Origin of the sequence: Hungatella sp. SL.1.14, from assembly GCF_024460495.1 — a bacterium.
GTDB classification, from domain to species: domain Bacteria; phylum Bacillota; class Clostridia; order Lachnospirales; family Lachnospiraceae; genus Hungatella; species Hungatella hathewayi.
The window spans coordinates 68471-82845 of record NZ_JANFYJ010000019.1; the positions used below are offsets into that span (position 1 = coordinate 68471).

The 14375-nt window shown below is 50.1% G+C and carries 9 protein-coding genes; 5 read left to right on the top strand and 4 right to left on the bottom strand.

Translation table 11 applies throughout. The features are described from left to right. Positions 1-96 precede the first annotated feature (96 nt). The 3 genes from NE473_RS19625 to NE473_RS19635 all read left to right on the top strand — a co-directional run bounded on the left by NE473_RS19625 (position 97) and on the right by NE473_RS19635 (position 7577). Positions 97-3846 (top strand): phosphoribosylformylglycinamidine synthase, encoded by a 3750-nt coding sequence (locus tag NE473_RS19625; RefSeq protein ID WP_055651401.1) that lies wholly within the window; start codon positions 97-99, stop codon positions 3844-3846. 337 nt (positions 3847-4183) lie between these two features. Beyond that, positions 4184-6586, top strand: coding sequence for a leucine--tRNA ligase (leuS, locus tag NE473_RS19630; RefSeq protein WP_055651434.1), 2403 nt, complete (start codon positions 4184-4186; stop codon positions 6584-6586). A gap of 160 nt (positions 6587-6746) precedes the next feature. Beyond that, positions 6747-7577: a MerR family transcriptional regulator gene (locus NE473_RS19635; protein ID WP_055651403.1), complete on the top strand. Its 831-nt coding sequence runs from the start codon at positions 6747-6749 to the stop codon at positions 7575-7577. 125 nt (positions 7578-7702) lie between these two features. On the opposite strand, the gene NE473_RS19640 is transcribed toward NE473_RS19635, so the two are convergent. Continuing rightward, positions 7703-8902 (bottom strand): coenzyme F420-0:L-glutamate ligase, encoded by a 1200-nt coding sequence (locus NE473_RS19640; RefSeq protein WP_055651404.1) that lies wholly within the window; start codon positions 8900-8902, stop codon positions 7703-7705. 301 nt (positions 8903-9203) lie between these two features. On the opposite strand from NE473_RS19640, the gene NE473_RS19645 reads away from it, so the two are divergent. After that, positions 9204-10901 (top strand): alpha-glucosidase, encoded by a 1698-nt coding sequence (locus tag NE473_RS19645; protein WP_055651405.1) that lies wholly within the window; start codon positions 9204-9206, stop codon positions 10899-10901. 93 nt (positions 10902-10994) lie between these two features. Here NE473_RS19645 and mscL read toward each other — a convergent pair whose 3' ends face one another. After that, positions 10995-11450, bottom strand: a complete 456-nt coding sequence (mscL, locus tag NE473_RS19650) for a large-conductance mechanosensitive channel protein MscL (protein WP_022030183.1) — start codon at positions 11448-11450, stop codon at positions 10995-10997. Positions 11451-11510: 60 nt separating this feature from the next. Then, positions 11511-12308, bottom strand: a complete 798-nt coding sequence (locus NE473_RS19655; protein WP_055651406.1) for a MerR family transcriptional regulator — start codon at positions 12306-12308, stop codon at positions 11511-11513. A gap of 213 nt (positions 12309-12521) precedes the next feature. Here NE473_RS19655 and NE473_RS19660 point away from each other — a divergent pair, with 213 nt between their 5' ends. Next, positions 12522-13817: an FAD-dependent oxidoreductase gene (locus NE473_RS19660; RefSeq protein WP_055651407.1), complete on the top strand. Its 1296-nt coding sequence runs from the start codon at positions 12522-12524 to the stop codon at positions 13815-13817. 129 nt (positions 13818-13946) lie between these two features. On the opposite strand, the gene NE473_RS19665 is transcribed toward NE473_RS19660, so the two are convergent. Continuing rightward, positions 13947-14297 (bottom strand): HEAT repeat domain-containing protein, encoded by a 351-nt coding sequence (locus NE473_RS19665; protein ID WP_006772950.1) that lies wholly within the window; start codon positions 14295-14297, stop codon positions 13947-13949. Positions 14298-14375 lie beyond the last annotated feature (78 nt).

Sequence of the window (14375 nt, forward strand, 5' to 3'; positions counted from 1 at the left end):
TTAATTAATACCATAAGATATATTAATTTTTCTAATTGATATATCTTGTGGTATTATTGTATTAATGAGAAGCAGATTCTTTCCAAGGAGGAAATTATGAGCGTAAGAAGAGTATATGTAGAGAAGAAACCGGCCTTTGCCGTAAAGGCCCATGAGCTGAAGGAGGAGATTGCCAGTTATCTCGGAATTGATACCGTGACGGACGTGCGCGTTCTGATCCGTTATGATATAGAGAATTTATCTGATGAGACATACCGTACCGCGCTTGCGACGATTTTTTCCGAGCCGCCTGTGGACGAGGTCTATGAGGAGACGTTTCCGAGAAACGAAGCCGATGTGGTGTTTGCTGTTGAGTATCTGCCGGGCCAGTTTGACCAGCGGGCCGATTCTGCAGAGCAGTGTGTGAAGCTTTTGAAGGAAGATGAGGAGCCGGTGATTAAATCGGCCACTACGTATGTGATTTCCGGAACTCTGACAGAGGCGGAAGCCGCGGATATCAAGTCGTTCTGCATCAATCCTGTGGATTCCAGAGAGACGGATGAGACGAAGCCGGAGACGCTTTTAACCGTATTCGAGACACCGGCCGACGTTATCATATTCGACGGGTTCCAGACCTTCGGAGAAGATGCGTTAAAGGAAGTTTACGATTCCCTGAACCTTGCCATGACATTTAAGGATTTTAAGCATATTCAGAATTACTTCAGGGACGAGGAGAAGAGAGACCCGTCCATGACGGAGATCCGCGTTCTGGATACGTACTGGTCCGATCACTGCCGCCATACTACATTCCAGACGGAACTGAAGGATGTAACCTTTACAGAAGGTGATTACCGGGCTCCCATGGAACATACGTATCATAAATATTTATCCGACCGTGAAGTCGTGTTAAAGGGCAAGAGCGGCAAATTCGTCTGCCTGATGGATCTGGCACTGATGGCCATGAAGAAGCTGCGCATGGAAGGAAAACTGGAAGACTTAGAGGTATCTGACGAGATTAATGCCTGCAGTATCGTGGTACCGGTGGAAATCGACGGAAAAGAAGAGGAGTGGCTCGTCAATTTCAAGAATGAGACTCACAACCATCCGACGGAGATCGAGCCCTTCGGCGGCGCTGCCACCTGTCTTGGCGGAGCCATCCGTGATCCGCTGTCCGGACGTACCTATGTATATCAGGCCATGCGTGTGACCGGCGCAGCCGATCCGACGAAGCCGTTAAACGAGACTTTAAAGGGAAAGCTTCCTCAGAGAAAGATCGTGACCGGTGCAGCCAGCGGATACAGTTCCTATGGCAACCAGATCGGTCTTGCCACCGGATATGTGAAGGAGATTTACCATCCCAACTACGTTGCAAAACGTATGGAGATCGGCGCCGTCATGGGGGCGGCTCCGCGTAAAAATGTAATCCGTGAGACCTCCGATCCGGGTGATATCATCATTCTGCTGGGCGGACGTACCGGACGTGACGGCTGCGGCGGCGCTACCGGTTCCTCCAAAGTACATACAGAGTCTTCCATCGAGACCTGCGGAGCCGAGGTACAGAAGGGAAATGCGCCTACTGAGCGTAAGATCCAGAGACTGTTCCGCCGGGCGGAGGTCAGCAGCATCATTAAGAAGTGCAACGATTTCGGCGCAGGCGGCGTATCCGTTGCCATCGGTGAGCTGGCTGACGGTCTGAAGATTGATCTGGACAAGGTTCCGAAGAAATATGCCGGTCTGGATGGAACGGAGATCGCCATCTCCGAGAGCCAGGAGCGTATGGCTGTCGTGATCGATCCAAAGGACGTGAAACAGTTTTTAGCCTATGCGGCGGAAGAAAACTTAGAGGCCGTCGAGGTTGCCGTGGTGACTGAGGAGCCGCGTCTGGTGATGAACTGGAGAGGCAGAAATATCGTGGATATCAGCCGTGCGTTCCTGGATACGAACGGAGCTCATCAGGAGGCTTCCGTCGTTGTGGAGGTCCCGAATAAGGAAGGCAGTGCGTTTGATAAGAAGGAAATTCCCGATGTCCGGAACGAGTGGATGAACGTACTTTCCGATTTAAATGTCTGCTCTCAGAAGGGTCTGGTAGAGATGTTCGACGGTTCCATCGGCGCGGGCAGCGTATTCATGCCTTACGGCGGTAAGTATCAGCTGACAGAGACCCAGTCCATGGTGGCAAAACTGCCGGTGCTTTCCGGAAAGACGGATACGGTGACGATGATGAGCTACGGCTTTGATCCGTATTTATCCAGCTGGAGCCCGTATCACGGCGCTGTATACGCAGTTGTATCTTCTGTGGCCAAGATCGTGGCAGCAGGAGGCGATTATAAAAAGATCCGTTTTACGTTCCAGGAGTATTTCCGCCGGATGACGGAGGAGGCCTCCCGCTGGAGCCAGCCGTTCTCCGCACTGCTGGGGGCCTACGAGGCCCAGCTGGGCTTTGGACTGCCTTCCATCGGAGGAAAGGACAGCATGTCCGGAACCTTTAACGAGATCGACGTTCCGCCGACACTGGTTTCCTTTGCGGTGGATACCGCAGATCAGAAGCACATTATTACTCCGGAGTTTAAGAAGGCCGGAAGCAAGATTGTGGTATTCCGTATTGAGAAGGATTCGTACGATTTACCGGTCTATGAACAGCTCATGGATGGGTATGAGAAGCTTTATAACGAGATTACGGCTGGCAGAGTCATTTCCGCTTATGCGGTGGAAGGCCATGGACTGGCTGAATCCGTGGCAAAGATGGCGTTCGGCAATAAGCTGGGCGTTAAGATCGAGCACAATGTGGATCCGAGAGACTTCTTTGCAGCAGGATGGGGCGATATTGTCTGCGAAGTTCCGGATGGAAAGGTGGGCGAACTGTCCATCTCTTACACGGTAATCGGCGAGGTGACGGACCGCGGAGTGCTGGAATACGGCAGTGCGGCTATCACCATGGACGAGGCGCTGAATGCATGGACAGAGACCCTGGAGAGTGTGTTCCCGACCAGATCCGGCGTTGTAAATACACCTGTGACGGAAGGACTCTTCGATACAAAGGAGATTTATGTCTGCAGACATAAGACTGCAAAACCGAACGTATTTATTCCGGTATTCCCGGGTACCAACTGCGAGTACGACAGCCGGAAGGCATTTGAGCGGGCCGGTGCAAATGTGGTAACAAAGGTATTTAAGAACAGGAACGCTGACGATATCAGGGAGTCTGTGGAAGAGTACAGAGAAGAGATCGCAAAAGCCCAGATCGTCATGTTCCCGGGCGGCTTCTCCGCAGGCGACGAGCCGGAGGGGTCCGCGAAATTCTTCGCAACCGTATTCCGGAACGCGGTAATCAGGGAGGAGATCGAAAAGCTGTTAAATGAGCGCGACGGTCTGATGCTGGGCATCTGCAATGGCTTCCAGGCGCTGATTAAGCTGGGACTGGTACCGGAAGGAACCATCACGGCACAGAGAAAGGATTCTCCGACTCTGGCAATGAACACCATCGGACGCCATATTTCCAAGATGGTTTATACAAAAGTGGTGACAAATAAGTCTCCATGGCTGCAGGAAGCCGAACTGGGCGGCGTATACTGCAATCCGGCTTCTCACGGCGAGGGACGTTTCGTGGCGAATGAAGATTGGATTAAAAAGCTGTTTCAGAACGGCCAGGTGGCCACTCAGTATGTGGATGAGAACGGAAATCCGACTATGGATGAATTCTGGAACCCGAACGGTTCCTACATGGCGATCGAGGGCATAACAAGTCCGGATGGCAGGATTCTTGGTAAGATGGCCCACTCCGAGAGACGGGGCGAGGCGGTTGCCATGAATATTTACGGGGAGCAGGATATGAAGATTTTTGAATCCGGTGTGAAGTATTTTAAATAAGTGAGAGACCGGCGGCCGGATCAGGAAGCCGCTGGAACCGCGTATACGGCGCAGGGAAGTCATGTGAGAATGATTTCCCTGCGCCGTCCGGCGTGGCACACTGTCCGGCGTTTTTTCCTTTACCAGGGGGCTCCGCCCTTAAAGATTCCGTATGAGCAGGAGGCGGAGCGAATGAAGGAGAATGGCTGTCTACGGAAAATTTTTATGAGATACGGCTTAAAAGACTTTCATTGACTGGTAAAAACCTCCATATCGTAAAACCGGAGAGGTCAAAACCTTGCATTTTATGGAAGGAATCTATATAATGGTCGTATCAGCAAAAAAATGGAGGCAGATTATGAAGCACGATTTTAAAAAGATAGAACCCAAATGGCAGAAAAAGTGGGATGACGCCCGCATTTTCCAGGCTGTGGACAACGATGAGAGACCGAAGTTTTACGGCCTGGTAGAATTTCCGTACCCGAGCGGAGCCGGTATGCATGTCGGCCATATCAAGGCGTACTCAAGCCTGGAAGTGATTTCGAGAAAACGCAGGATGGAAGGATATAACGTCTTATTCCCGATTGGATTTGACGCCTTTGGACTTCCGACAGAAAACTATGCGATCAAGACCGGTGTTCACCCAAGAAAGATTACAGACGATAACATTGCCAGATTTTCCAATCAGCTGAAAAAAGTGGGATTCTCCTTTGACTGGTCGAGAGTAGTCGACACCACGGATGAGGACTATTATAAATGGACCCAGTGGATTTTCTTAAAGATGTTTGAGAAGGGCCTTGTGTTCCGCGATACGGCTCTCGTAAACTACTGTCCTTCCTGCAAGGTTGTCTTATCCAACGAGGACAGCCAGGGCGGAAAATGTGATATCTGCCACAGCGACATCGTGCAGAAGTCCAAATCCGTGTGGTTTTTAAGAATCACGGAATACGCGGACAAGCTCTTAAAAGGGCTGGATACCGTGGATTACTTACCGAATATCAGACAGCAGCAGGTAAACTGGATCGGCAAATCGGAAGGTGCGTTTGTAGATTTCAGCCTTGCTGACAAAGAAGAGTCGTTCCGCATCTACACGACTCGTCCGGATACGCTGTTTGGCGTTACCTTTATGGTAATTGCGCCGGAGCATCCGATGATTGATAAATATGCAGATGAGATCGGCAACATGGATGCGATTAAGGAATACAGAGAAGTATGCGCAAAGAAGACGGAGTTTGAGCGTACTCAGCTGGTAAAAGAGAAGACCGGAGTCTGTATCGACGGGCTGAGCGCGGTTCATCCGCTGACAGGCAAGAAGATTCCGATCTATATTGCAGATTATGTTATGATGGGATACGGCACCGGCGCGATTATGGCCGTACCGGCCCATGACGACCGTGACTACGAGTTTGCTAAAAAGTTTGGCATCGACATTATTCCGGTAATTGAGGGCGGCGACATCTCCGAGGCGGCTTATACCGGCGAAGGTAAGATGATTAATTCCGATTTCTTAAATGGCCTGACCAATAAGAAGGATTCCATCGCCCGCATGGTGAAGGAGCTGGAGAAGCTGGGGGTTGGAGAAGCCGGTGTACAGTATAAGATGAAGGACTGGGCGTTTAACCGCCAGAGATACTGGGGAGAGCCGATTCCGATCATTCACTGCCCTGACTGCGGCGTCGTTCCGGTTCCCTACGAAGAATTACCGCTCCGCCTGCCGAAGGTGGACAATTTCGAGCCGGGTCAGGATGGCGAGTCCCCGCTTGCCGGAATTGAATCCTTCGTAAACTGTACGTGCCCGAAGTGTAAAGGAGCAGCGAAGCGCGAGACGGACACCATGCCGCAGTGGGCAGGTTCCTCCTGGTATTTCTTAAGATATATCGATCCTCATAATCAGGAGGCGCTGGCAGATCCTGAGAAATTAAAATACTGGATGCCTGTTGACTGGTACAACGGAGGAATGGAGCACGTAACACGCCATATGATTTATTCCCGTTTCTGGCACCATTTCCTGTATGATATGGGACTGGTGAATACGGAAGAGCCTTATGCGAAGCGTACCGCTCAGGGACTGATTCTCGGGCCGGATGGCGACAAGATGAGTAAATCCAAGGGCAACGTTGTCGATCCTCTGGACGTTGTGGAAGAGTTCGGTGCAGACGTTCTGCGTACGTATGTCCTGTTCATGGGCGATTACGGCGCGGCAACCCCGTGGAGCGACAGTTCCGTGAAGGGCTGCAAGCGTTTCCTGGAACGTGTTGCCGGACTGTGCGATATTGCCAGTGGTGAGGGAGCAACACCAGAGCTGGAGACTGCCTTCCATAAAACGATTAAAAAGGTATCGAATGACCTTGAAGACATGAAGTTCAACACAGCCATAGCTGCACTGATGGGGCTGCTGAATGAGATTTACGCGAAAGGATCAATCACGAAGGACGAGCTCATCATCTATATCAAGCTGTTATGTCCGATCGCCCCGCATCTCTGTGAGGAGATCTGGGAAAGCCTGGGCGGAGACGGATTCCTTTCCATGGCGAAATGGCCGGTATACGACGAGGCAAAGACCATGGATGCCACCGTGGAAGTAGGCGTTCAGGTGAACGGCAAACTGAGAAGCGTGGTGGCTCTGCCGGCGAACTGTGATAAGGAAGAGGCGTTTGCCATTGCGGTGAAGGATGAAAAGATCGTGCCGCTGTTAGAAGGAAAGACAATTGTGAAAGAGATTTACGTTCCTAATAAGATTGTAAATCTGGTTGTGAAATAGAAGTAAGGTGTATCAGGCCGGGACAGGAGAGATTCTGCTGCCGGCCTTTTTCCTTGTATCTCCGGTATAAAAGAGTGCTGCAGTCTGAAATTTTTCTTTTTTGATTGACATTCAACCTTGTTGAACCCTTATAATAAAGGAAAGAAGGAGGCGAAGGACAATGACGATTAAGGATATGGAGCAGCAGGCAGGGATTACGAAGGCGAACATCCGCTTTTACGAAAAGGAGGGGCTTTTGTCTCCGGCCCGCGGTGAAAATAATTACCGGGACTATACGGAAGAGGACAGAGAGGTGCTGGAGAAAATCAAGTATCTCCGGACACTGGGAGTGCCGGTTTCTGATATCCGGAGTTTTCAGCAGGGAAAGCGGTCTCTTGCACAGCTCCTCAAAGAGCGGGAGTGTCAGCTGAGAGAGGAGGAGGCTGCCATCAGCCGGATGAAGCTGGTTTGCCTGGAATTAAAAAAGAGGGACTGGGATTTTCAAACGCTGGATACGGAACTGTTTGATTTACAGATGGAGTTTATAGAGAAGAGAGGGGCGGAACGGATGAAGAAAGACAGAACGAAGCCGGTGATCCTGGCGAGGAAAATTGTCTGGTTCCTGGCCATGTGCGGAATCGTGTCACTGGTATTTTTCCCGGTTAATTCAGTCTTAAGGATACCGGTTTCCGAGGAAGTCATAACCATTTGGACGCTGTCAGTTACGATGGTGACCCTGGCAGCCTCTGTCTTGCAGGCGGTGACAGCCGGTTTAAGAGACGATGAGGCAGAGAAGAGAAGACGGGGAGAGCTCCTGGTAAGACGTGCCGAAAACAGACGACTGCGGTATGAAAAGCAGATCGTGGGATTTAATCAGGTCTGCCTTTCCAGCCTTTTGATTATCCCTGTCAACCGGATGCTTGAGATCCGGTGGCCGCTGTGGCTGATGGTGATCTGGTTCGTGCTGGTCTTTGGCTCGGGCATAGCGGTGGCAGTGGTAAAAAATATATGAGCATCCAGTTATCCGGAAGGAAGAATGTAAAAAAACGGCGCCCCTCAACAAACGGTTGGCAGGGGCGCCGGTTTCTTTTATTTGCCGCGGTAACTTATGCACGATGTGCGGAAAGATACCGTTCGTTATTTCGTATAGTTATCAAAATATCCCTGAATAAAGATAATCGGCGTGCCCTTATCTCCGGATCCGGAGGTTAAGTCACATAAAGAACCGATCAAATCCGTTAAACGTCTGGGGGTGGTTCCCTGGGAAGCCATGTCGCCTACGAGATTGTCATCCTTGGTGCGGATTCTCTCAGAGATGGCCTTCTTTAACTCCTCGCCGCTTAAATCGGCAAAATCGTTGTCAGCCAGGTATTTTAACTTCAGCTCATTGGGCTGTCCTTCCAGACCATCCGTATAAGCCGGTGATACGACCGGATCGGCCAGCTCCCAGATCTTTCCGACCGGATCCTTGAATGCGCCGTCGCCGTAGATCATCACTTCCACGTGCTTGCCGGTGCGTTCCATCATCATCTGGTGAACTCTGTCCACGAATGGCTGGCAGTCACGCGGGAACAGCTTGATGGTCTCTTCCGTTGCCTTGTTGGAACCGAGAAGACCGTACTTTTCATTGTATCCGCTTCCATCGACGGATTCTGTCATGATCTCATCAAGACAGTACACTTTCTTTGCTCCGGCTGCCAGAAGGCGGCGTTTGCTTCTCGCTCTGGTGTGGATGTCACAGCAGATGACGTTGTCCGTGTAGTTTAAGATGGTGCGGCAGTCATTGGCCAGAACGACCTCGACTTCGGCGCCCTGCTCTTTGATCACGTCCTTGTAGTACTCGATATAATCAACACCGGTGAAGGTGTGTTTTTTATAGCCGAACAGCTCTCTGTATTTCTCTTCGCTCAGCACATCAGCCCATGGATTCACGCCCTTTGCATCCAGCTCATCCTCGTCGATTAAGTGGTTTCCGACTTCATCGGACGGATAGGAGAGCATAAGCACGACCTTTTTTACGCCGCGGGCAATTCCCTTCAAACAGATGGCGAAACGGTTACGGCTTAAAATCGGGAAAATAACTCCGACGGATGCATCACCGAATTTCTCCTTTACATCAGCTGCGATGTTGTCGATGCTGGCATAATTGCCCTGCGCTCTTGCAACGACTGCCTCCGTAACGGCAACGATATCTTTGTCCTGTATCTCAAAGCCGTAGCGGCTGCTGGCTGCAGCATTTATAACGGAATCTACAACGATTTTTGCAAGGTCATCTCCTTCGCGGATAATCGGTGCACGTACGCCTCTTGAAATTGTCCCTATCAAACGTTCTTCCATAGTCATCATTTCTCCTTATCATTATCTTTCGCAATTTCCCCTGTTTAGAAAAAGACTGCCTATCTATTATAAAAGAAAAATCATAAATATACAAACGTTTTTTAACAAAAAACGGTATTTTTCGTGCTTTCCGGCCCGGGGAGACGAATCCGGAACAGCAGTATGCCGGCTAACGTACATTTTTGGAGAAAGAAAAAACAGAAGACAGAAGAATTGTGTTAGAAATGGGAATTATACTGCAAGAAATATGGAAGCAGCCGTATTATAATGACAGTACATTTGAAACAGCAGGAGGAAGACCATGGAAAGAAAATGGTGGCATGAAAAAGTGGCATATCAGATTTATCCCAAGAGCTTTTATGATACAAACGGGGATGGAATCGGTGATTTGAGAGGAATTATAGAGAAACTCGACTATTTAAAGGAACTGGGAATCGATATTGTATGGATATCCCCGATTTACCAGTCTCCATTTGTGGATCAGGGATACGACATCTCCGATTACTATAAGATCGCACCGGAGTTCGGTACCATGGAGGAGTTCGACGAGCTCCTGGCCGAGGCGAAAAAGAGAGGGATTGCGATCGTGATGGATCTGGTGATCAACCACTGCTCCGACCGGCACGAATGGTTTCAGAAGGCACTTGCAGATCCATACGGCGAATATGCAGACTACTTCTACTTTGAAAAAGGAAAAAACGGCGGTGCCCCCAGCAATTACCGTTCCTATTTCGGAGGCAGCGTCTGGGAGCCGGTACCGGGCACCGATCTCTATTACCTGCATCTGTTTGCAAAGGAACAGCCGGATTTAAACTGGAATAATCCGAAGATGAAGGAAGAACTCTTCACAATGATCCGCTGGTGGCTGGAAAAAGGGGTGGCAGGGTTCCGGATCGACGCCATCATCAATATTAAAAAGGATCCCGATTTCCCGGATTTTCCGGCCGACGGCCCTGATGGCCTGGCGGCCTGTACCAAAATGGTGGAGGAGGTGGAGGGCGTTGGAGAACTGCTGGAAGAACTGCGGCAGAAGGCCTTCGAACCGTATCACGCCTTTACCGTTGCGGAAGTATTCAATATGAAGGAAGAAGAATTAAAGGAATTTGTGGGAGAAAACGGCCATTTTTCCACCATGTTCGATTTTTCCGCCCATTTGCTGACGGGAGGGGAACATGGGTGGTACGATGCGAAGCCGGTCATGTTCTCCGAGTGGAAGAAGACCGTGATCGAATCCCAGCTGGAGGTTCAGAATGTTGGTTTTCTGGCCAATATCATCGAGAATCACGATGAGCCCCGCGGCGCCTCCACCTATCTGCCGGAGCATGCGGTAAATCCCAGAGGAATCAAGATGCTGGCGGCTGTCAATATCCTCCTTCGCGGCCTTCCGTTTCTCTATCAGGGGCAGGAGATCGGTATGAGAAACTGCCCCATGGACACCATCGATGAGTACGACGACATCAATACAAAGGATCAGTACCGGACGGCTCTGGAGGCGGGCTGCACGGAGGAAGAGGCCCTGGAAGCCTGCTGCCGTTACAGCCGGGACAATGCGAGGACACCGATGCAGTGGAGCCGGGAGCATGAGGCCGGATTCACTGCCGGAACCCCCTGGCTGAAGGTAAATCCAAACTATAAAGAGATCAATGTGGAGGATCAGTTAAGAGACGGGGATTCGGTGCTTCGTTTCTATCAGAAACTGATCGCACTGAGAAAATCGGAGGCGTACCGTGAGATACTGACCTATGGCAGATTTGTTCCGGCTTTCGAGGCAGATGAGGATATCTTTGCCTTCAACCGGGAGAGTGAGAGCGGAGAGCACATCTTTCTTGCCGCTAATTTCGGGAAAGAGGAAAAGGAGCTTCGGCTTCCAAAAAAGAATTACAGGGTGCTGCTTACTAATGACGACAGCGCTTCGGATGGGACGCTCAGTACCCTGCAGGAAGACGGAACTCTTTGCTTAAAGAGCTGTGGAGTCATTGTAATGCTGGAAGAATCCTGACACGAAAAGAACCGGAAGTACCAGAATTGCCGCTGTGACAGGGCCGGTCTGGTGCTTCCGGTTCTTTGTTTCATTCTTATTCTTTGGCATTCTCTATTCTGCATTCTGCTGTGCTTTTAGCAGATCGCGGATTTCAGCCAGCAGCTCCTCCTGAGTCGGACCGGCCGGTGCCGCTTCCTCCTTCTTTTCCTCCTCGTGACGGAAGCGGGAGCTGACCATGGCTACCGCTTTAATCATAAAGAACATACAGGCGCCGATGATCAGGAAATCCAGTATATTCTGAAGGAAAAGTCCGTATTTAACAGCCGCCTCTTCTTTAATAATTTGGTTTGCCGCGTCTGTTACGGCCGGACTGAGAATAATTTTAAATGTATTGAAGTCAGCGCCTCCCGTGACAGCACCCAAAAGCGGCATCAGAATATCATTGACCAGAGAGGTGACAATTTTGCTGAATGCCCCGCCTATGATGACGCCGACCGCCATATCGATGATGTTTCCTTTCAGAATGAACGCCTTAAACTCCTGCATGACTCCTTTTCCCTTACTCATAAATAAAAGCCTCCTTTTCTTTTGTGGAGTATCATCTGAGGAAAGGGCGGCGGTTCATGACTATAGCTCCTTAAGCGGCAGATACAGTTCAATGTAGTAAACCGGCTGGCTGGTCTCTGCCTCTTCGGTCCGTTCTGTCTGCATCTCATCGACCGCACAGCTCAGCAGGAATCCGCTGTAGGCTGTACCTTCCAGCGAGTATCCGTGATCTCTGGCCCAGCAGACCGCCTTCATGATGGAACGGGTGTCGGGAATGCGGCTGGCGGATGCGATCACTGTGTAGATACAATGTTCGTGCTGAATAAAGAGGCGGCCGGATAACTGTTCTTCCAGTCCGATGATGGCCGCAGTATCCGCGGCGAACAGATAGTATTCATCCACCTGTTCCGGCATGCCTTCCCTGAGTTGATATTCCTGATAGATATAGCATAAATCATGAACGGCCAGCTTGTCAATGAGACTCTCATCTGCTTTGTAATAGCGGCGGAGCGGCCGGATGTCGTATCGGTTTAAATAGTCATCAATATTCTTGTAGAGCTGAGTCAGATACTTCAGATGGATCAAAGAACGCCGGTGCCGTTCCACTTCCTGTTCTTCCTCTGCAATTTTTTCCTGGATCATGGTATAATAAGAACCAAAGGAACTCTGGTGAAGAATCCGGTTGATGTCCTCGATGCTGAAATTCAGCCTCCGGTAGAACATGATGTCGAGAAGCTTTCTCGTGTCCTCATAGCTGTAGCACCGGTAGCCGTTTTCCAGCTTCTGCGGAGAGATGATCCCCTTTTTTTCATAAAAACGGAGCGAGTCACGGCTGATTCCAAGCCTTTTTGACACGTCTCCAATCGTATACTGCTTCATAATCGAATCCCCTCTTTTTTTATTTCACTTCCTGTTATTTTAACACAGATAGCTCCGGAGGGGACCTTACAGTTTTCTGTCTGCGTTTACAAAATTTTAACGAAGTTTATCTTGTAAAAGGAATGCAGATGTGATATTATTACAATAATAGTAATTAATACTAATTTTAAAAAATAAGAAACAGCAGTCTGACAGGCGGAAAGGGGTATTCACATGGGTGAAACAAAAAAGAAACTGGTAAAGTGTCTGGTATGCGGTGCAGTATTTGAGGAGGGGGTAAGCGTATGTCCTGTATGTGGAGTGGGGACTGAGAATTTTGTCCCATTTACGGAGGAGGAGAAGTCCTTCCACAGAGACACGGAGGAGCTCTTTCTGATTCTGGGAGGCGGTGCTGCCGGATTAAATGCGGCAGAGGCCATAAGAGAACGGAATTCCACAGCCTCCATCGTGATGGCGACGAATGAGGATATGCTCCCATACAGCCGCCCCATGCTGACCAAATCCATGCTGGGAGAGAACAACAGAGAACAGCTTCTGGTTCATGATGCGTCATGGTATGAGAAGAACCGGATTTTGACCCTGACGGGAAAGACGGCGGAATCGATCGATCCGGAGACCAGAGAAGTGACCTTCTCCGATGGAATCCGTTTAAAATATGATAAACTGATCTATGCCCTGGGTTCTGAATGCTTTATTCCGCCGATTCCGGGCCACGAGAAGCCGCAGGTCGCAGCCATCCGCAGAATCACCGATACGGAAAAGATCAGTGTCCTGCTTCCGCAGACGAAGCATGCCGTGGTAATCGGCGGCGGTGTTCTGGGACTGGAGGCCGCATGGGAACTGAAAAAGGCCGGCCTGGAGGTGACCGTTTTGGAGCTTGCACCCCAGTTAATGGGCCGTCAGCTGGATGCGGGAGCCGGTGAATTCCTTAAGAAGCTGATTCTGGACGTGGGAATTGCCATTCACTTAAATGTCAAGATCGAAGCAATCGAAGGCGAGTCGGAGGTGACGGGAGTACGTTTAGGCGACGGCACCGTTGTCCCGGCCGAACTGGTTGTGGTATCCGCCGGCGTCAGGGCGAATTCCGGACTGGCGAAAGATGCGGGAGCAGAGATCGGAAGGGCCGTCAAGGTCAATCAGTTCATGGAAACCACCATTCCGTTGGTGTACGCATGCGGAGACTGCGCGGAGTATGAGGGGATCAATTACGCGATCTGGCCTCAGGCTGTGGAGATGGGCAGGACAGCGGGGGCGAATGCGGCCGGCGACGGTCTCGTTTACCACACGGTACCGGCGGCTCTGACCTTTAACGGTATGGAGACATCTCTTTTTGCGATTGGGGATGTGGGAAAGAACGGGGAAACACAGTACACAGTGGAGCACGAGGAGGATGCAGAGAAGAAGATCTATAAGACCCGGTATTATGCGGACGGCAGACTGACCGGAGCGATTCTCATCGGTGATACGAAGGAGATGCAGCGTGTGACGGAGGAGATGGAACAGGCCTGATTTCCCGCTGTATCCGACAGACGGTTTGGCTGATCCGTCCGGAACAGGACGAATAATATGCTGAAAAACAGCGGCCCGGTATGAAGCTGTAAGGGCCGCTGTTATAGTATGGTCTTTTATGTGTTTCACTTACTGCTTTCCGCGCAGTGCCTGCAGCGTCGTCTGAACTTCTCCGCGAAGCGCTGTCTTATCCGGTGAAATCGAGGTTAACATTTGCTGGATACGGCTCACGCAGTGATCGTTGCCTACCTTTGCAAGCGATTTAAGTGCTGCGGTTTTTACCTCATCCTCAGGGGAATCAAGGAGCGCCATCAAGACGTTGCTGGAATCGTCTCCAACTGCGGATGCACACGCCTCAGCTAAGTGTACCTTTGTTTCTGCATCTGCATTCAGATAACTTTTCTTAATCTTATCCCATTTACCCTTCTGAACTAATTTTTCTAATGCTTCTGTTGTTGCTCCTTTTGATGAACCAAACATAATATCCCTCTTTTCTTAGTATATAAAGCCTATACCATATTATATCATGAATGTTCAGATTTACAATACAATTTGTCG